This window comes from Streptomyces sp. NPDC102278, from assembly GCF_044766345.1.
In the GTDB taxonomy this organism is placed as follows: domain Bacteria; phylum Actinomycetota; class Actinomycetes; order Streptomycetales; family Streptomycetaceae; genus Streptomyces.
The window spans coordinates 330334-347842 of sequence record NZ_JBIWLV010000008.1 but is presented as its reverse complement, the minus strand read 5'-3'; the positions used below and the strand labels follow the sequence as shown (position 1 = coordinate 347842).

14 protein-coding genes are annotated in these 17509 nt (G+C 72.9%); 2 read left to right on the top strand and 12 right to left on the bottom strand.

Going from position 1 to position 17509, the window contains the following annotated elements; all coding sequences use genetic code 11:
- Positions 1-367: 367 nt before the first annotated feature.
- Complete coding sequence (locus ACIRO3_RS21590) at positions 368-1375, bottom strand: stage II sporulation protein M (protein WP_404139058.1); 1008 nt, start codon at positions 1373-1375, stop codon at positions 368-370.
- A 114-nt stretch (positions 1376-1489) separates the two neighbouring features.
- On the opposite strand from ACIRO3_RS21590, the gene ACIRO3_RS21585 reads away from it, so the two are divergent.
- Positions 1490-2428 carry an RDD family protein gene (locus ACIRO3_RS21585; RefSeq protein WP_404139055.1) on the top strand — a complete coding sequence of 313 codons (939 nt, stop codon included), beginning with the start codon at positions 1490-1492 and terminating at the stop codon, positions 2426-2428.
- Between the two features lie 8 nt (positions 2429-2436).
- Here ACIRO3_RS21585 and ACIRO3_RS21580 read toward each other — a convergent pair whose 3' ends face one another.
- The 8 genes from ACIRO3_RS21580 to ACIRO3_RS21545 all read right to left on the bottom strand — a co-directional run bounded on the left by ACIRO3_RS21580 (position 2437) and on the right by ACIRO3_RS21545 (position 10736).
- Positions 2437-3063 (bottom strand): hypothetical protein, encoded by a 627-nt coding sequence (locus tag ACIRO3_RS21580; RefSeq protein ID WP_404139053.1) that lies wholly within the window; start codon positions 3061-3063, stop codon positions 2437-2439.
- A gap of 115 nt (positions 3064-3178) precedes the next feature.
- A complete protein-coding gene (gene ahcY, locus ACIRO3_RS21575) occupies positions 3179-4615 on the bottom strand; it encodes an adenosylhomocysteinase (protein WP_404139051.1) in 1437 nt (478 codons plus the stop codon).
- 471 nt (positions 4616-5086) lie between these two features.
- Positions 5087-6055 carry a cation diffusion facilitator family transporter gene (locus ACIRO3_RS21570; protein WP_404139048.1) on the bottom strand — a complete coding sequence of 323 codons (969 nt, stop codon included), beginning with the start codon at positions 6053-6055 and terminating at the stop codon, positions 5087-5089.
- Positions 6056-6148: 93 nt separating this feature from the next.
- Positions 6149-7306: a mannose-6-phosphate isomerase, class I gene (gene manA / locus ACIRO3_RS21565; protein WP_404139045.1), complete on the bottom strand. Its 1158-nt coding sequence runs from the start codon at positions 7304-7306 to the stop codon at positions 6149-6151.
- Between the two features lie 53 nt (positions 7307-7359).
- Positions 7360-8493 carry an SIS domain-containing protein gene (locus ACIRO3_RS21560; RefSeq protein ID WP_404139042.1) on the bottom strand — a complete coding sequence of 378 codons (1134 nt, stop codon included), beginning with the start codon at positions 8491-8493 and terminating at the stop codon, positions 7360-7362.
- An 84-nt stretch (positions 8494-8577) separates the two neighbouring features.
- Positions 8578-8763 (bottom strand): Trm112 family protein, encoded by a 186-nt coding sequence (locus ACIRO3_RS21555; RefSeq protein ID WP_053681314.1) that lies wholly within the window; start codon positions 8761-8763, stop codon positions 8578-8580.
- A 137-nt stretch (positions 8764-8900) separates the two neighbouring features.
- Positions 8901-10271 (bottom strand): phosphomannomutase/phosphoglucomutase, encoded by a 1371-nt coding sequence (locus ACIRO3_RS21550; protein WP_404139039.1) that lies wholly within the window; start codon positions 10269-10271, stop codon positions 8901-8903.
- Positions 10272-10361: 90 nt separating this feature from the next.
- The gene (locus tag ACIRO3_RS21545) at positions 10362-10736 is read right to left on the bottom strand and encodes a DUF3499 domain-containing protein (RefSeq protein ID WP_361779857.1); all 375 of its coding nucleotides are present in this window, start codon (positions 10734-10736) and stop codon (positions 10362-10364) included.
- A 112-nt stretch (positions 10737-10848) separates the two neighbouring features.
- On the opposite strand from ACIRO3_RS21545, the gene ACIRO3_RS21540 reads away from it, so the two are divergent.
- Positions 10849-11388 (top strand): metallopeptidase family protein, encoded by a 540-nt coding sequence (locus tag ACIRO3_RS21540; RefSeq protein WP_404139036.1) that lies wholly within the window; start codon positions 10849-10851, stop codon positions 11386-11388.
- Positions 11389-11465: 77 nt separating this feature from the next.
- Here the strand turns inward: ACIRO3_RS21540 and ACIRO3_RS21535 are convergent, their stop codons facing one another.
- The 3 genes from ACIRO3_RS21535 to ACIRO3_RS21525 all read right to left on the bottom strand — a co-directional run bounded on the left by ACIRO3_RS21535 (position 11466) and on the right by ACIRO3_RS21525 (position 17056).
- A complete protein-coding gene (locus ACIRO3_RS21535) occupies positions 11466-12944 on the bottom strand; it encodes a DUF5719 family protein (RefSeq protein ID WP_404139033.1) in 1479 nt (492 codons plus the stop codon).
- Positions 12941-16501, bottom strand: a complete 3561-nt coding sequence (locus ACIRO3_RS21530; RefSeq protein WP_404139030.1) for a glycosyltransferase — start codon at positions 16499-16501, stop codon at positions 12941-12943. Before ACIRO3_RS21530 ends, ACIRO3_RS21535 begins: the two co-directional genes overlap by 4 nt.
- A 291-nt stretch (positions 16502-16792) precedes the next feature.
- A complete protein-coding gene (locus tag ACIRO3_RS21525; RefSeq protein WP_003983763.1) occupies positions 16793-17056 on the bottom strand; it encodes a WhiB family transcriptional regulator in 264 nt (87 codons plus the stop codon).
- Positions 17057-17509 lie beyond the last annotated feature (453 nt).

The window sequence follows — 17509 nt, the reverse complement described above, 5'->3', positions numbered from 1 at the left end:
CCTTCGTTCCTGTCTCCAGGCCCTCCGGGCGCTTCCTTCGTTTCCGACTCTATCAGACTCTTTCGTGTCCGATTCCCGGTCGAAGCGGGTTTCGCTTTCCAGTTCTTCGCTTTCGCGTTTCCCTTTCCGGCGATTCCGACTCTATCAGAGGTTTTCCACCGGATTTCCCGGCTTCGGACTTTCTGGAAGAAGAGTCGATTGTGCCCACTTGGAATTCAATTCCTGGGGGCGAGAGAGACTTTAAACCACCGCTGCCGAACTTGTCCAGTTCGAGGCAACCGTTCGAATCTACCTCCCCGCTGCGACCGTGTCAACGGTGTTTGCGGGACGACGAGGAGACTAGCAGCTCGGCCGGCTCGTCCGCACATCAGGCCGCGGTGGGCAGCGTCGCCGTCTGGTCGGCTTCCTCGACGTCACCCACGTCGCCGGCTCGGGCGGCGCGGCCGCCCAGGACGTAGACGTAGACCAGGAAGGCGGCCTCGGCCGCGACGCCGATGGCGATGCGGGCCCAGGTGGGCAGGCCGGACGGGGTGACGAAGCCCTCGATGAGGCCCGAGACGAAGAGGATGAGGGCCAGTCCGATGGCCATGCCGAGGGCCGCCCTGCCCTGTTCGGCGAGGGCTGCGCGGCGGGTCCGCGGGCCCGGGTCGATGACCGTCCAGCCAAGGCGCAGACCCATGCCCGCGGCGACGAAGACCGCCGTCAGTTCGAGCAGGCCGTGCGGAAGGATCAGGCCGAGGAAGACGTCGAGGCGGCCGGCAGACGCCATCAGGCCGATGCCGACGCCGAGGTTGGCCATGTTCAGGAACAGGATCCACAGGACCGGCAGCCCCAGGAACGCTCCCAGGACCAGGCACATGGCGGCCGCCTGCGCGTTGTTCGTCCAGACCTTGGCGGCGAAGGAGGCCGCGGGGTGGCTGGAGTAGTACGTCTCGTACTCGCCACCGGGCTGGGTGAGTCGCCTCAGGTCGTCCGGTGCGGCGATGACGCTCTGGGCCTCGGGGTTGGTGGCTATCCACCAGCCGAGCAGGACGCCGACGGCTATCGAGAGCACGGCCGTGGGGATCCACCAGCGGCGGCTGCGGTACACGGCGGCCGGGAAGCCGGCCGTGAAGAAGCGGGCGGCGTCGCGCCAGCTCGCGCGGCGGGCGCCGGTGATCGCGGCGCGGGCGCGGGCGACGAGCTGCGTGAGTCGCCCGACGAGCATCGGGTCCGGGGCGCTCGACTGGATCAGGGACAGGTGGGTGGAGGTGCGCTGGTAGAGCGATACGAGTTCGTCCGCCTCCTCGCCGGTGAGCCGACGGCCCCGGCCGAGGAGTTGTTCCAGACGCGCCCACTGCGCCTGGTGGGCCGCCACGAAGACGTCGACATCCATCCGCTTTACCGCTCCCCTGCCCCGGCCCGGCCATCACGGCCTGCTTCTCCTGTGGTCAGCTTGGCAGACTGAGGGAAACAGGGGCGGGTCAGGGCGGATGAAGGGTGCGCGGCAGTGAGCGATCTGGTGACGGGGGACGCAGTCGTCCTGGGGTTGAGGCCGGCGAGACTGCCGAGCCGGGCGCTGGCGATCTGTCTCGACGTGCTCGTCTACGGCGTCGGATACGTGCTCGTCTCGATCGGCGTGGTGTTCGCGACGGCCTCCCTGGACGACGCGGCTCAGGCCGCCGTGTCGGTGGGCATGTTCCTGCTGGTGCTGGTCGGCGTGCCGATCGCCGTGGAGACGCTCACCCACGGACGGTCGCTCGGGAAGTTGGCGCTGGGGCTGCGCGTGGTGCGGGAGGACGGCGGGCCCATCCGGTTCCGGCACGCGCTGGTGCGCGGGGCGATGGGGGTCGTGGAGCTGCTGCTCACCTTCGGGAGCGTGGCCTGCATCGCCTCGCTGGTGTCGTCGCGGGGGCGGCGGCTCGGTGACGTGTTCGCGGGGACGCTGGTGGTCCGGGAGCGGGTGCCGGGGGCGCGGGTGATGCCGGTGCCGCCGCCGCCCCCGTGGCTGGCGGGGCGGTTCACGGGACTGGACCTGTCGGCGGTACCGGACGGCCTGTGGCTGACAATCAGGCAGTACCTGACGCGGATGAACCAGCTGGACCCGCACACGGGCGCCGCGATGGCGGCGAAGCTCGCGGACGAGGTCGTGGCGCGCACGGGCACCCCGCCGCCTGCGGGGGTGCCGGCCGCGGCGTTCCTGATGGCGGTGGTGCACGAGCGGCAGTCGCGCGATGCGGCTCGGGCCTTCGGGGCGGCTGCGCGGCAGGCCCCGTACGGAGGGGGGACCGCGCCGGCGGTCGTGCCGTACGGTGCGATGCCCGCGGTGCCCGCGCCGGTGGTGACGGCGCCGATCGCGCCGCCCGTCGCGCCGGCGGTGGCCGCGCAGGCGCGGGACGCGCCCGTCGAGAAGCCTCGCGGCGGCACCGGGTTCGCGCCGCCCGCGTGAGGTCGTGACTACGGGGCCGGGTCCTCGAACGTCGAGGGCGGGGTCTCCAGGTGTTCGAGCTCGATGCCGGGGGCGGAGAGGACGACGTCACCGGCGAGGTGCACGATGTGCACCTCGCCGGTGTCCAGGGCCGTGACGCGGTACGCGTCCACGGCGAGCGGGCCGCTGTCGGTGGGGTGTTCCTCGCGGTCGGTGAGCTGCCAGGCCTGGTCGACCGTACGGGCGGCGAGGACCGGGTCGGTCAGGGCGAGGAGCCGGACGCGGGTGGCGGGGGCGCCCGGGGTCAGGCGCAGCAGGCGGGCGGTCGCGACGAGGAAGGCCGGCGAGGTGCCGGTGAAGCCGGGCGCCTGGACATTGCCCTCGGTGGCCTCGGCGCCGGCGGGGTCGGTGCGGACCCAGGTGACGCCGTCGATGGCGGCGCCGCGGACCTGCCAGCCGGAGGCGTTGAGCTCCAGCCGGATGGGGCGGCCGATCTCGTCGACGGCCAGGTCCACCGAGCCGGCGTGGTCTCCGTTCGGGGTGGTGCGTTGTGCGACGTAGCGCCATCCGGAGGGACCGGGCGCGCAGTGGAAGTGCTCCTCGCCGAGGGGGGTGTGGTCGTGCGGGTCGTGGAGCGAGTAGCGGCCGCGGGGCATCGGGTCCCAATTCTCGGATGGCCGGGGGGCCTGGGGTGGTCGGGGCGGGTACGGGGCAGGCCCCCGGCGTGTGCCGGGGGCCTGCTGTGGTGCCGTGCCGCGGATCCGTCGGGGATCAGTAGCGGTAGTGGTCGGCCTTGTACGGGCCTTCGACCTTGACGCCGATGTAGGCGGCCTGCTCGGGACGCAGGGTGGTGAGGCGGACGCCGAGGGCGTCGAGGTGGAGGCGGGCCACCTTCTCGTCGAGGTGCTTGGGGAGCACGTAGACGTCGGTGGGGTACTCCGACTGCTTCGTGAAGAGCTCGATCTGGGCCAGGGTCTGGTCCGCGAAGGAGTTCGACATGACGAAGGAGGGGTGTCCGGTCGCGTTGCCGAGGTTCAGCAGGCGGCCCTCGGAGAGGACGATCAGGACCTTGCCGTCGGGGAACTTCCAGGTGTGGACCTGGGGCTTGACCTCGTCCTTGACGATGCCGTCGATCTTGGCCAGGCCGGCCATGTCGATCTCGTTGTCGAAGTGGCCGATGTTGCCGACGATGGCCTGGTGCTTCATCTTGGCCATGTCCGAGGCCATGATGATGTCCTTGTTGCCCGTGGTCGTGATGAAGATGTCGGCCGTCTCCACGACGTCGTCCAGGGTCGCGACCTGGTAGCCGTCCATGGCCGCCTGGAGGGCGCAGATCGGGTCGATCTCGGTGACGATGACGCGGGCGCCCTGGCCGCGCAGGGACTCGGCGCAGCCCTTGCCGACGTCGCCGTAGCCGAAGACGACCGCGACCTTGCCGCCGATGAGGACGTCGGTGGCGCGGTTGATGCCGTCGATGAGGGAGTGGCGGCAGCCGTACTTGTTGTCGAACTTCGACTTGGTGACGGCGTCGTTCACGTTGATCGCCGGGAAGAGCAGGGTGCCCTCGGCCATCATCTCGTACAGGCGGTGGACGCCGGTGGTGGTCTCCTCGGTCACGCCGCGGATCTCGGACGCGAGCTGCGTCCACTTCTGCGGGGCCTCACCGAGGGTGCGGTTGAGCAGCGTGAGGATGTGGGCGTACTCCTCGGAGTCCGCCGTCGACGGGTCCGGGGCCGAGCCGGCCTTCTCGAACTCGACGCCCTTGTGGACGAGGAGGGTGGCGTCACCACCGTCGTCGAGGATCATGTTCGGGCCGCCGGTGGGGGTGTTCGGCCAGGTCAGCGCCTGCTCCGTGCACCACCAGTACTCCTCCAGCGTCTCGCCCTTCCAGGCGTAGACGGGGACGCCCTGCGGGTTCTCCGGGGTGCCGTTCGGGCCGACGGCGATGGCGGCGGCCGCGTGGTCCTGGGTGGAGAAGATGTTGCAGGAGGCCCAGCGGACGTCGGCGCCGAGGGCGACGAGGGTCTCGATGAGCACGGCGGTCTGCACGGTCATGTGCAGGGAGCCGGTGATGCGGGCGCCGGCCAGCGGCTGGGCCTCGGCGTACTCGGCGCGGATCGACATCAGGCCGGGCATCTCGTGCTCGGCCAGGGTGATCTCCTTGCGGCCGAAGGCGGCGAGGGAGAGGTCTGCGACCTTGAAGTCCATGGGTGCTGCTCCTCATGGTTCGAGAGGGTGGGTACGGCTGAGCCGTGCAGGGGCGGACCCGTGCACCGAGCACAGACCGTCGGGGGCCCTCTCTCCCCTCGGCCGGTCACCAGGACCGCCCGACCGCCATCAGCAGCGACGTCTGACACTGATGACGAATCTACACCGACGGGCCCGGCGGGCCCCAGTGGGCCGGTGAAGAAGTGCCAACCGGATTCGGGCCGTCCGACGGAGGGGTTCAAGGCCTTCCGGTCTTCTGGCGGCCCGGAGCCGGGCCGCCGAGCCCGTACGGGACCCAGTGGCCGAGCCGGCGCTCGTCGGGGTGGGAGGCACAGGGGACGACGGGGCTCGGCGAGTCGGTTGTGGCGGGCCGTACCGGACGTGCTGCGCGAGATCGCGTAGCCGGGGCGGGATGGGCGAAGGCCCCCGCGGCCGGTGGGTCGCGGGGGCCTTCGCACGTCCGTCGGCGCGTCAGTGGCCGGGATCGCCGCCGGGGGTGGCGCCGGGGTTGACACCGGCGGCGGCGGCTTCGGCGTTGTAGATGTCCGGCTCCAGGTAGATCACCCGGACGATCGGGACCGCGGCGCGGATCCGGGCCTCGGCCGCGTTGATGGCGTTGGCCACCTCGGTCGCGGTGTCGTCGTGCCGGACGGCGATCTTGGCGGCGACCAGCAGTTCCTCGGGGCCGAGGTGCAGCGTGCGCATGTGGATGACGTCGGTGACCACGTCGCCGTCGACCAGGGCGGCCGTGATCTTGTCCACGTCCTCGGTGCCGGCGGCCTCGCCCAGCAGCAGCGACTTGGTCTCCGCGGCGAGCACGATGGCGATGATGATCAGCAGGGTGCCGATGCAGAGGGTGCCGATGCCGTCCCACACGCCGTTGCCGGTGGCCAGGGCCAGACCGACGCCGCCGAGGGCGAGGACCAGACCGACGAGCGCGCCGAGGTCTTCGAGGAGGACGACGGGGAGCTCGGGTGCCTTGGCGCGCTTGATGAACTGGCGCCAGGTGAGCGAGCCGCGGGTTTCGTTCGACTCCTTGATGGCGGTGCGGAAGGAGAAGGACTCCGCGACGATCGCGAAGACGAGGACGCCGATCGGCCAGTACCACTGCTCGATCGCGTGCGGGTGGTTGATCTTCTCGATGCCCTCGTAGATGGCGAACATGCCACCGACGGTGAAGAGGACGATGGAGACCAGGAAGGCGTAGATGTAGCGCTCGCGCCCGTACCCGAAGGGGTGTTGGGGGGTGGCCTGGCGCTTGGCCTTCTTGCCGCCGAGGAGCAGCAGCCCCTGGTTGCCGGAGTCCGCCAGCGAGTGAACGCTCTCCGCGAGCATCGACGACGAACCGCTGAAGACGTAGGCCACGAACTTGGCTACGGCGATGGCGAGGTTGGCGGCGAGTGCCGCCACGATCGCCTTGGTACCGCCCGACGCGCTCATGGGTGCTGGTGTCCCTTCCTCGATGCGGCGCCCCCGGGCCGGGGCGCCGGGCTACGGCCGCATATTCTCGCAGCCGCCGGTAGGGACGGTACGTCAGACCACGACGGTCGCGCGGAAGACGGTACCGCTACCGGACAGTTCGGCCGTTTCGCCCGCGGGGACGAAGACGGACTGGCCCGGGGCGAGGGTGAGTTCGCCGGCCTTCGGGGAGCCGGCGGTGCAGAGCAGGATCTGTGGGGTGGTGTCGGGGAGGCGGCGGGGGGCGCCGCCGGGGGCCATGAGGAAGCGGGAGAGCCGGAATTCGTCGACGGGGGTCTCGTAGACCTCCTCGTCGCTGTCCTCGGGCCGCAGGACGCCCGGTTCGCCGTGCTCGAAGACGACGACCTTCAACAGTTCGGGTACGTCGACGTGCTTGGGGGTGAGGCCGCAGCGCAGCACGTTGTCGGAGTTGGCCATGAGCTCGACGCCGAGGCCGTCGATGTACGCGTGCGGGACGCCGGCGCCGAGGAACATGGCCTCACCGGGTTGCAGTCGTACGTGGTTGAGGAGCATGGCCGCGATCACGCCCGGGTCGCCGGGGTGGTCGTGGACGAGTCCGGCGTAGGCCTGGTAGGGGCCGCCGAGGTGTGCGGCGGCGGCCGCGGCCTCGGTGACGGTACGGGCCGTCTCGGTGCGGTCGGCGGTGAGGACCGCGGTGAGGACCTCGCGCAGGGCGGCTTCCTCGGGGTGGGCGCGCAGCAGGTCCACGTACGGCTTGAGGGAGTCGACGTCGAGGCCTTCGAGGAGGTCTGCGGCCTCCTTGGGGGCGCGGAAGCCGCACAGGCCCTCGAAGGGGGTGAGGGCGCAGATCAGCTCGGGCTTGTGGTGGGGGTCCTTGTAGTTGCGCCGGCCCGCGTCGATCGGGACGCCGCGGCGTTCCTCGTCCTCGTAGCCCGCCCTGGCCTGCGTCAGGTCGGGGTGGACCTGGAGGGAGAGGGGGGCGCCCGCCGCGAGGATCTTGAAGAGGAAGGGCAGCCGGGGGCCGAACCGGGCCACGGTGGCCGCGCCGAGTTCGCGGGCGGGGTCGGCGGCGATGACGGCCGACAGCGTGGTCTCGCCGGCTCCGCGGTCGAGGCGGGAGGGCGCTCCGGGGTGGGCGCCCATCCACATCTCGGCCTGAGGTTCGCCCGTCGGTTCGACTCCGAGCAGGGCGGGGATCGCGGTGGTCGATCCCCAGGCGTAGGGGCGGATGGTGTTCGTCAGACGGTCCATCGTCGTCTTCCTGGGTCTTGATGTGGGGCCGGGCAGGCGGGCACGGGTGTGCCTCAGCGGTGTCCCCCTGACGCCAACGCCAGGTAGGCGGTGGCGAAGTCGGTGATGGCGAGGAGTTCGGCGAGCTGCTCCAACTCGGTGCCCTCCTCCGGTTCGAGTTCGCTGATGGCGGTGTCGTGGCCGAGGGCGAGCTCGCGGGCGGCGGGTGCGGCGCTGAGTCCGCCGGTGGGTCGGTCGCGCAGCAGGACGACGCGGGCGCGCAGGGCCTGGGGTTCGTCGACGCGGTCGCGGAAGAAGTCCTCGGGGTCGGCGCCGGCGGCGAAGGCCCCGGAGAGGAGCACTCCGTGGGCGGGCAGTGCCTCGGGGAGTTCGGCGGCGAGGGCGGGGCGCCCGGCGAGTTCGGCGAGGGTCGCGGCGAACCGGCGTCCGGCCGGGCCGGCTCCGGCGCCCTCGCTCCAGATGAGCGGGAGGGAGTCGGCGAGTTCGGTGGCGAGGGTCTTGGCCGGGTTGGAGTACGTGGCGATCGCGGGGCCGCAGCGTTCGGCGGTGCGGTCGAGCCGGTCGGCGACGAGCAGGAGCGTGTCGGGTGCGGCGGTGAGGAGTCCGACCTTGTCGAGGAGGACGAGCAGCGGGGTGAGCAGGGCCCACAGGGCGCCGGGACCGGCCGCGGCGGATTCGTCGTACTCCTGGTACGGGGCCCGGGCCATCGGTACGAGCACTCCGTGCGCGCCGTCCACGGCCTCGCTCAGCGGGGAGCGTTCGGGGGCGACGGCGACGACGGTGCAGCCGCGCCGGTAGGCCTGTTCGGTGAGGACGGCCAGTCCGGGCTCGGTGCCGTCGGTGGTGGCGACGAGCAGCAGGTCCACCGGGCCGGCCCAGCCGGGCAGGTTCCACCGCAGTGCGCCGGCGGCGTGCGCGACGCCGGTGGGGTGCAGGCGGGTCACGGGTACGGAGGCGCCGGCGAGGGCGCCGAGGAGGTCGGCGACGCCGGTGGCGGCGGTGCCGGGGCCCGCGATGAGCACGGCGCGGGGGCGGCCGTCGGGCCGCAGGTCGGCCAGGCCGGCCTCGGCGGCGTGCCGGGCGGCGGTGCGGACCCTGGCTCCGGCGTCGGCGGCGCCGCGGAGCAGGCCGCGGCGGTCGGCGCGGGCGAGATCGTCCGGTGCGTCGAGGATGGACTCGTCGAGCATGGCGGCCTCCGGCTGTGTGTGGACGGACCCGGGGGCGAGGGCCCAGGGGGACGGAACCGGTCTCAGCGTCTGCGCGGGGCGGGCTCAGGCGGGGCGGCGGGCCTCGTCCACGAGGAGGACCGGGATGCCGTCACGGACCGGGTACGCGAGGCCGCAGTCCTGGCCGGTGCAGATCAGCTCGGGGGTGGTCTCGTCGGCCGACTTGTCGTCGAGGGGCGAGTGGCAGGCGGGACAGGCGAGGATCTGCAGGAGGCCGGCTTCGAGCGGCATGGGGCTCTTCCCTTCGAACATGCGGATTGGGCGAGGTCAGCGTACCGCCGGGCCGGATGTGACGCGGCCCGTCCGGTGATGCCGACGTGCTTGTTGTTCCGGCGCCACGGGCCGGGCGGGACCGTGACGACGGGTGCCTACGCGCGGACGAGCGCGAGGACCTCGTCGCGGATCTTTTCGAGGGTGGCGGTGTCGCGGGCCTCGACGTTCAGGCGCAGTAGCGGTTCCGTGTTGGACGGGCGCAGGTTGAACCACCAGTCGGCGGTGGTCACGGTGAGGCCGTCGAGTTCGTCGACGGTGGCGCCGTCGAGGGAGCCGTAGGTCTTCTTGACGAGGGCGGTGCGGCCGGCCTGGTCGGCGACGGTCGAGTTGATCTCGCCGGAGCCGACGTAGCGGTCGTAGGAGGAGACCAGGTCGGAGAGGGTGCCCTGCTGGCCGCCAAGGGCCGCGAGGACGTGGAGCGCGGCGAGCATGCCGGTGTCCGCGTTCCAGAAGTCCTTGAAGTAGTAGTGCGCGGAGTGCTCCCCGCCGAAGATTGCGCCGGAGGTGGCCATCTCCTGCTTGATGAAGGAGTGTCCGACGCGGGTGCGGACGGGGGTGCCGCCGTGCTCCTTGACGACCTCGGGGACGGACCAGGAGGTGATCAGGTTGTGGATGACGACGCCGGCGCCGCCGTTGCGGGCCAGTTCGCGGGCCGCGACCAGGGCGGTGATGGCGGACGGGGAGACGCCCTCGCCGCGCTCGTCGACGACGAAGCAGCGGTCGGCGTCTCCGTCGAAGGCGAGTCCGAGGTCGGCGCCCTCGGCGAGCACGCGGGCCTGGAGGTCCACGAGGTTCTTCGGGTCGAGGGGGTTCGCCTCGTGGTGGGGGAAGGTCCCGTCGAGTTCGAAGTAGAGGGGGACGAGGTCCAGCGGGAGGCCCGCGAAGACGGTGGGGACGGTGTGTCCGCCCATGCCGTTGCCCGCGTCGACGACGACCTTGAGGGGGCGGACGGCCGTGAGGTCGACCAGGCCCTTGAGGTGCTCGGCGTACCCGGTGAGGGTGTCCTGCTCGGTGATGGTGCCCGGGACGGTGCCGGCGGGGATGGCGGGGGCGCCCTCGTCGGTCCACTTCTCGGCGAGCTCGCGGATGGTGGCGAGGCCGGTGTCCTGGCCCACGGGGGCGGCGCCGGCGCGGCAGAGCTTGATGCCGTTGTACCGGGCCGGGTTGTGCGAGGCGGTGAACATCGCGCCGGGCAGGTCCAGGGTGCCGGAGGCGTAGTACAGCTGGTCGGTGGAGCACAGTCCGATCAGGGTGACGTCCACGCCGCGGGCGGCCGCGCCGCGGGCGAACGCGCCGGAGAGGCCGGGTGAGGAGGGGCGCATGTCGTGGCCGACGACGATGGCCGTGGCACCGGTGACCTCGACGAACGCGGCGCCGAACAGTTCGGCCAGCGGCTCGTCCCATTCGTCGGGGACGACGCCGCGCACGTCGTACGCCTTGACGATGTTCGAAAGATCTGCGGCCACTGCCTGCCCCCCTGAAGGATCCGTGCGGTGGGGCAAACCTACCCTGTGCCCGGATCGGTCCCTTCGGACGAGCCGGGGCGCGGGGGCGGGTCAGGAATCGGGCGAACGCAGGACGCGCAGGTGTCCCCGCCGGGTCTCGCCGGGGGCGGGGACGCGGGGTCCGGATCCGCCCGCCTGGGCCGCGCGGTCGTGCGGGCGGGCTGCCTCGCGCACGGCGTTGGCGAGGGCTTCGAGGTCGTCGCCGCTGGGGCGGGAGGGGGCCGAACCGTCGGTCAGGCGCACGACGTCCCAGCCCCGGGGGGCGGTCAGGCGCTCGGAGTGCTCGGCGCACAGGTCGTAACAGTGGGGTTCGGCGTAGGTGGCGAGCGGGCCGAGAACTGCGGTCGAGTCGGCGTAGACGTACGTCAGTGTGGCGACGGCAGGGCGGCCGCACGCGGTGCGCGAACAGCGACGTACAAGGCTCACGACGTTGGACGGTACCGCACTCTTGACCGGGCCGCGACGACTCCCCCACCGGGCGCACCCCCGTGTCGCCGTGAACGGGCCCCGACCCCGGCCGGATTGCTCGCGGTACGACATGGGGGCGTGCCCGGCGGGAGGCCCTGCCGGGGGGCAGGGTGACGGATACCCTGCGAGGGTGACGGACAGCCCGCTGAAGCCCCCGATTCCCGCCGGCCCCGAAGGGACCCCCCACGAGCCGAGGCCCCGACGGCGTGACCGCCACGGGCGGGGGATGCGGGGGCCGGTGGCTCCACCTCAGGTGCCGTTGTCGGCGAGCCGGGCGGAGCTGTTCGGTGATCTCGTACGGGATTCCGTGGAGCGGTTGGAGCGGCGCTGGGCGCAGCTCGCCGAAGTGGAGTTCGTGGTCGCGGACGTACCGGGGCCGCCGGGCGGCGCGGACGCCGGTTGGAACGACGAGGCGGTGCCGCTCGGCGGTTTGGTGGAGGCGCGGGACGGGCGACCGGCCCGGATCGTGGTGTTCCGGCGGCCGGTGGAGATCCGGGCGAAGGGCCGTGACGAGAAGGCCCTGCTGGTGCACGAGATCGTGGTGGAGCAGGTGGCGGAGCTGTTGGGGCTGTCGCCGGAGATCGTGGATCCCCGCTACGGGCAGGACTGACGGTCCCGCCCGCGGCGCTCTCCGCCGGGGCTCCGCCGAACGCCGGCGGAGCCCCGCGCCGGTTCACCCGGTCGGGGTCACCGCGTCAGGATCGAGAGGTCCTCGACGGCCTTGGGGACCGAGACGGTGGAGAGGTCGTCGCCGAAGGGCTGGATGGTGAACATGGGGATGCCCTCGTGCGGCAGGGTCAGCGTGCGGGAGGCGTGCACGGGGCCTCCGGAGAGGGTTTCCAGCGTGAGGGCGTAGGCGCCCTTCGCGCCGGTGGGGGCCGGCGGCGGGGACACGGCCAGGGTGGTGCCCGCCTTGACGGTGACTTCCTTGACGGTGGGTTCGCCGCCGTCGGTGCCCGGTGAGGCCGTGACGCGGACCTTCGCGTCCCCGCTGCCCGCGGCGGTGAGGGCGAGCAGGGTGGCCTTGTCGTCGAGCCGGTTGTCGGCGACGGTGGCCCGCGCGCCCACGGGGGCGGTGGCCGGGAGGAAGCCCAGCTCCTGCTTGGCTCCGGAGCCGCGGACCACGCGGACCGCCGCGACGACCGGGGTGGCCTTCTTCGGGTCCGCGGGGGTGAGGTGGAGGGATCCCACCTCGCCGCGGGTGAGGTCCTTGAGGTCCACGCTCGCCGTCATGTCGGCCTTGACGTGCAGTTGTTCGTTGCCGGCCGGGCTGATGGAGCCGCCGGGGCCGGCCAGCCGGAGGTTGAGGTCGGCGTCGTCCTCGCCGGGGGCGAAGGCGACGAGCCGGACGGAGGTGGCGTCCGCCGGGATGCCCGGCAGGACGAGGCTGCCCGTCGGTCCGGTGGACGCCGGCAGCCAGTCGACGCCGACCCCCTCCTCGGCGATCTGCGCGGCGGCGCCGACCCGGCCGGTGACGACGCTGACGCGGGCGGTGAGGTCGGTGAGCTGGGTCCCGGGGAGGAAGTCGGACAGCATCACCTTGGCGCTGGCGCGGGGAGCCACCTTGTAGGGGAGCCGTTCGGGGCTGCCGGGCTTGTCCTTGAGCAGCCCGTCCGGTCCGTACAGCTTCACCTGGACGGTGGCCTCGGTGTCGTCCGGGTTGGTCAGGTGGATGGAGTCGAGGCGGCCCTTGGCGCTGCTGAGGGCGGGGAACCAGAAGTCGGTGCCGGGCGGGGTGCAGGCGACCCCGAGGAGGCCGCGGGACTGGCCCACCGCGACCTTGGTGGTCTGCTGGGCGGTCCAGCCGGGGGCCATGATCCCGTCGGCGGAGCCGGTCAGCGGGGGTGCCTCGGCGCCGGAGGCGGCGGCTCCGGCGGGCTTGCCCGGCTCCTTCGGTTGCACGACGGGTTTGCCGTCCCGGGTGAGGAGGCGGGCCGTGCCGGGGGCGCCGGGCTTGCCGGGGGTGATCGAGGTGTAGGTGGTCTCCGCGATGTCCGAGGTGCTGGGTGCCGGGCACGTCAGCACGGAGCGTTCCACGGGCATCCGGGAGGCGCCGGCGGCGCTCTCGGCGGCCGGGGCGGCGGGGGCGGTGAGCGAGGCGACGCCGGTGACGGCGGCCAGCGCGGCGGCCACCGCCGCGAGCGTCAGGGGTGCGCGCTGCTTCACTGCTGGGGGCTCCCGTCCGGACGCGGGTCGTGCTGTCCGTAGGTGTTCTCGTACGGCTCGTACGGCTCGTACTGGTACGGGTACTGCTGTTGCTGCTGCGGGTGGGGGTCGTGCGGCGGGTACGGGTACGGCTCGGCGTACTGCTGCCGCGGCGGCTCCTGGGGGGCGTCCTGCTGCTGCCCGTACGGGTAGTCCTGGTACGCGTACTGCTCCTCCCCGTACGCCGGCTGCGCCGGGATCTGCGCGTACGGGTCGGCGACGGCGGCCGTCGGGGTCGGGGGCCGCTGTTCGGCCTCGGCCTCCGCGCGCAGGCGGCGGGCGCGCCGGCCTTCCCCGGCGGCGTCGGCCTGGCCGGGGATGGCGGCCTCCTCCTCGGGGAGGTCGTCGTCGAGGCGTGCGCGGCGGCCCGGCAGGGCCATCACGAGCAGGACCAGCGCGAGCAGGCCCTGGGCCCAGTGCCAGGCGTCGCGGGCGGCGGCGTCCTCGTGGACGAGGTCCAGGCGGCCTTCGCCGGCGGGCAGTTCGAAGCCCTGGGCCCAGCCGTCCACCGTCTTGGCCTTGAGCGGTTCGCCGTCGACGGTGGCCCGCCAGCCCGGGTCGGCCCGGTCGGCGATGCGCAGCACCCGGCCGTCCTCGCCGGCAGGGATGGTGGTGTGGACCTCGACGGGTCCGGCTTCGATGGCGACGGGGGCCTGGCCCTGGCGGCCGGGGACGATGACGGCTCGGGCCGGGGCCCGTTCGACCTCCCAGGAGGCGACGTCGTCGTCCTGGACGGCCTTGAGGCCCGGGGTGGCGTCGAGTACCCGGCGGAAGTGGTCGGGCGCGCCGGGCTGGAGGACGACGTAGCGCACGGCGAAGTCGTCGAGCTGGGCGGACTGGTCGGCGCCGGAGCCAGAGACGAGGCTGGAGACGACCTTGGCGAGGCGGGGTTCGGAGCCGGCGCCGGCGAGGAGTTCGGCGTCGCCGAGGCGGGCGCCGGAGCCGCGGACCAGGCTGTAGGAGACGGTGGCGGGCGAGTCGCCGGTCAGCACGAGGGTGCGGGTCTGGTTGGTGTCGCCGCTCAGGTAGGCGGCGGCGGCCGGGACCTGGGCGGGGTCGCGGCGCTCCAGCGGGCCCTCGGCTCCGGAGAACATCCAGCCGGCGGCGGCGAGCAGCGGGCCGACGGCCGCGGTGAGCCCGACGAGGGCGGCGAGCGGTTGGCGCCAGCCGAAGCTGCTGGCGGCGACCCGGTACTTGGCGCCGTCCGCGCCGAGCAGGGCTGCCGCGAGGAGGGCGATGCCGTAGACGAGGGTGGCGGGGCCGGCCCAGGTGTCGCGGTTGAGGAGGACGGCGAGGAGGAGCCCGGTCAGGGCCGCGGCCCAGGCGACGCGGACGGCGAAGCGCCGGTCGGCGCGCAGCAGGGCGGCGAGCGCGGCGATCAGGACGCCGATCAGGAGCGGGCCGCCGCCGGCGCCGGGGCCGCCGGGGCTGATGCCGAGCAGGTCGAGGGCGCCGGCGCGGGCCCCGTAGGGCAGTCCGGCCTCGTGCAGGAAGCGGGTCGGGTGGCTGAGCAGGCCCAGCGACCAGGGGGCGAGTACGAGGAGGGGGACGCCGAGGTTGGCGAGGAGGCGGGGTCCGTACGTCTTCCAGCGGGCGCGGCGGGTGACGAGCGCGGCCGCGCCGAGGACGACGGCGAGCGGCCACACGACGGGGGTGAAGGCGGTGGCCAGGGTCAGCAGCAGGGTGTACGTCCACAGCGCCCGCCAGCTGCCTTCGGCCTCGGGTCCGCCGAGGCCGAAGGCGGTGACGGCGGCGCGGGCGACGAGGGGGAGCAGTACCGCGAGGACGGCGGTGCCGAGGAGGCCGCCGGCCAGGGCGCCGGTGACGGCGGGCAGGAAGGCGTAGGCGACCGCGGCCCAGGCGCGCAGCAGCCGGGACTCGACGAGCGGGCGGGAGGCGAAGTAGGCGGTGAGGCCGGCGAGCGGGACGGAGCAGACGAGCAGCAGGGTCAGGGCGGCCTGGGTGGAGCCGAACAGCAGGCCGGAGACGGCGCCGAGCACGGCGAGGTAGGGCGGGGCTCCGGTGGTGGTGCCGAGGCCGACGGGTTGCCAGTCGGTGGTGTAGGCGCGCCAGAGGTCGAGGCCCCGGTCGGGGGCGGGGAGCAGGGCGCCGCCCATGAGGGAGCCGCCGAAGAGCAGGGAGCGGCAGGCGACGAGGGAGACGAGCAGGAGCAGGGCGAAGAGGACGGGGGCCGGGTTGCGGGCGATCCGCTTGAGCCGGGCGAACTGTTCGATCTCCAGGTAGTCGGCGTCGTCGTCGCCGGGGCCGGATTCGATGGCGCCGCCGTGTCGGCTGACGCCGGCGGAGTCGCTGTCGCGGTCGGCGCCGAAGTACCCGGCGAGTTGTTCGACGTTGGCGCGCAGGGTGGCGCCGGGCGGCGGGAAGAGGGGGCGCAGTTCCTTCGCGGGGACGACCGCGCCGCGGCGGGCCTTGCGGGCGGCGAGGATCCGGCCGGGGCGGAGCAGGGTGGCGAGGAGGCCGGTGAACTCGTCGACGGCTTGGCCGGGGGCCTTGCCGACGAGGTAGCCGAGGGTGCGCAGCAGGGTGCCGAGGAGCAGCCGCAGCATGACGTACGGCAGGGCGCGGCCGGAGCTGTTGGTGAGGACGGTGTAGACGGCGCCGGCCTTGTCGACGCGGTGGGCGCCGACGGCCGAGCGGCCGGCGCAGTCGACGGTGCGGCGTTCGCGGGCGGCGGCCTCGGCGTGCCGCATGACGGCGTCGGGGGCGACGAGGACGGTGTGGCCGGCGCTCTGGACGCGCCAGCACAGGTCCACGTCGTCGCGCATGAGCGGGAGTCTGCGGTCGAAGCCGCCGAGCGCGTCGTAGACGTCGCGGCGTACGAGCATGCCCGCGGTGGAGACGGACAGGACGGGGCGGATCTGGTCGTGCTGCCCCTGGTCCTGTTCGCGGCGGTCGAGTCCGGTCCAGCGGCGGCCGCTGCGGGCGATGGTGACGCCGGCTTCGAGGAGCTGCTTCTTGTCGTACCAGCCGCGCAGCTTGGGGCCGATGACGGCGGCGTCGGGGTTCTCCTCGGCGACGCGCAGCAGTTCGGCGAGGGTGTCGGGTTCGGGGGCGCAGTCGTCGTGGAGCAGCCAGAGCCACTGCACCGGTTCGCCGTGCGGGAGTTCGGGGAGGTCGTACGCGTCGTCCCGCCAGGTGCGGCTGACGGGGTCCCAGCCGCTGGGGCGCTTGAGGTAGGGGAGGTCCTCGGGGGTCAGCACGCCCGCGGTGCGGGCGGCCTCGTCGACGGCGGTGCCGAATCCGGTGCGGCGGGCCAGGTGCAGGACCCGGTCGGAGCCGAGGGCCTCGGTGAGCAGGCGCGCGGATTCGTCGGCGCTGCCGGTGTCGGCGGCGACGTGGTTCTGCGCGGGGCGTTCCTGGCCGAGGAGTCCGGCGAGGGCGCGGGGGAGCCAGCGCGCGCCGTCATGGGCGACGAGGACCGCGGTGACGACGTGCCGGGGGAACTCGGGGGTGGCGGCGCCCTGGTGGGAGGCCGACGAGTTGCTGTGCAGGGACATCGCGGTACGGGCCCTCCGGCCGGGGGTCCGGGGGTGGTGTGCCCTCGGAGGCTGCTGGACAGCGCCCCACACTAACGGCTCGGAACACAGCGGTCCGCCTCCTGCGGGGAAGGTGCGGGAGGCGGACCGTTTGCTCTGTTCGTCCTGCGGTTCGGCGCGCGGTTCCGGACGGGGCGGATCCGCGGGTGGATCGTACTGCGGGCCGGTCTTCGGGAGGGTCAGCGGCCGGTGTGCCGGCGGATATGAGGTGCGGGGGGCCGTCGGTGCCGGGCAGCCGACGTGCGGTGCGCCTCAGACCGCCGCCTTCTTCAGGCGACGGCGCTCACGCTCGGACAAACCGCCCCAGATGCCGAAGCGTTCGTCGTTCGCGAGGGCGTATTCAAGGCATTCGGAGCGGACCTCGCAGGCGAGGCAGACCTTCTTGGCTTCGCGGGTGGAGCCGCCCTTCTCGGGAAAGAAGGACTCGGGGTCGGTCTGGGCGCAAAGTGCGCGCTCCTGCCATCCGAGCTCCTCGTCCGCCTCCTCGACCAGCAGTTCCTGAAACAGCTCGGTCATGTGCGCCCCTCGCTCTGTCTGTGCGTCCCCGTGATGTTGCCGTCACTGATCGCTACGCAACGACACGAGTGAAATTACAAGTGTGGGGCTCCAGCGCAGTCAAGCCGAGATCTGCTATTGGGCCCCTTATTCACTCTGCGGAACCAAGCGTATGCAGTAAGTGTTCATATCGCCAAAAATCGTGACACATGCCACTGGCCATGCCATTGGCTTGAAAGCGGCGCCCGAAACGGCGCCCCGCTCTCACTCCTAGCCGACGAGACGCCCCGCGACGCGGTTGCGATCCGCTCCGGGATGCGGCGCGGATCACAGTCAGGTCACGAGTGGCGCCAGTTGGTTTGAACGGCGGTTGGCGTGGCTCTCCGGGCGGCACATGCCCCGGTCCGCAGTGCACAAACCTTTCTCCGGACGCAGTAACCGGATGAGGTGAAACTTTTCCCTCATACCGGACAT

Bases quoted from the DNA above. Each gene is read 5' to 3' on its own strand.
- ACIRO3_RS21555 (WP_053681314.1), bottom strand. From the start codon at position 8,763: ATGCCGCTCGAAGCCGGCCTCCTGCAGATCCTCGCCTGTCCCGCCTGC.
- ACIRO3_RS21570 (WP_404139048.1), bottom strand. From the start codon at position 6,055: ATGAGCGCGTCGGGCGGTACCAAGGCGATCGTGGCGGCACTCGCCGCC.
- ahcY (WP_404139051.1), bottom strand. From the start codon at position 4,615: ATGGACTTCAAGGTCGCAGACCTCTCCCTCGCCGCCTTCGGCCGCAAG.
- ACIRO3_RS21580 (WP_404139053.1), bottom strand. From the start codon at position 3,063: ATGCCCCGCGGCCGCTACTCGCTCCACGACCCGCACGACCACACCCCC.
- ACIRO3_RS21560 (WP_404139042.1), bottom strand. From the start codon at position 8,493: ATGCTCGACGAGTCCATCCTCGACGCACCGGACGATCTCGCCCGCGCC.
- ACIRO3_RS21540 (WP_404139036.1), top strand. From the start codon at position 10,849: ATGGGGGCGTGCCCGGCGGGAGGCCCTGCCGGGGGGCAGGGTGACGGA.
- ACIRO3_RS21530 (WP_404139030.1), bottom strand. From the start codon at position 16,501: ATGTCCCTGCACAGCAACTCGTCGGCCTCCCACCAGGGCGCCGCCACC.
- ACIRO3_RS21590 (WP_404139058.1), bottom strand. From the start codon at position 1,375: ATGGATGTCGACGTCTTCGTGGCGGCCCACCAGGCGCAGTGGGCGCGT.
- manA (WP_404139045.1), bottom strand. From the start codon at position 7,306: ATGGACCGTCTGACGAACACCATCCGCCCCTACGCCTGGGGATCGACC.
- ACIRO3_RS21525 (WP_003983763.1), bottom strand. From the start codon at position 17,056: ATGACCGAGCTGTTTCAGGAACTGCTGGTCGAGGAGGCGGACGAGGAG.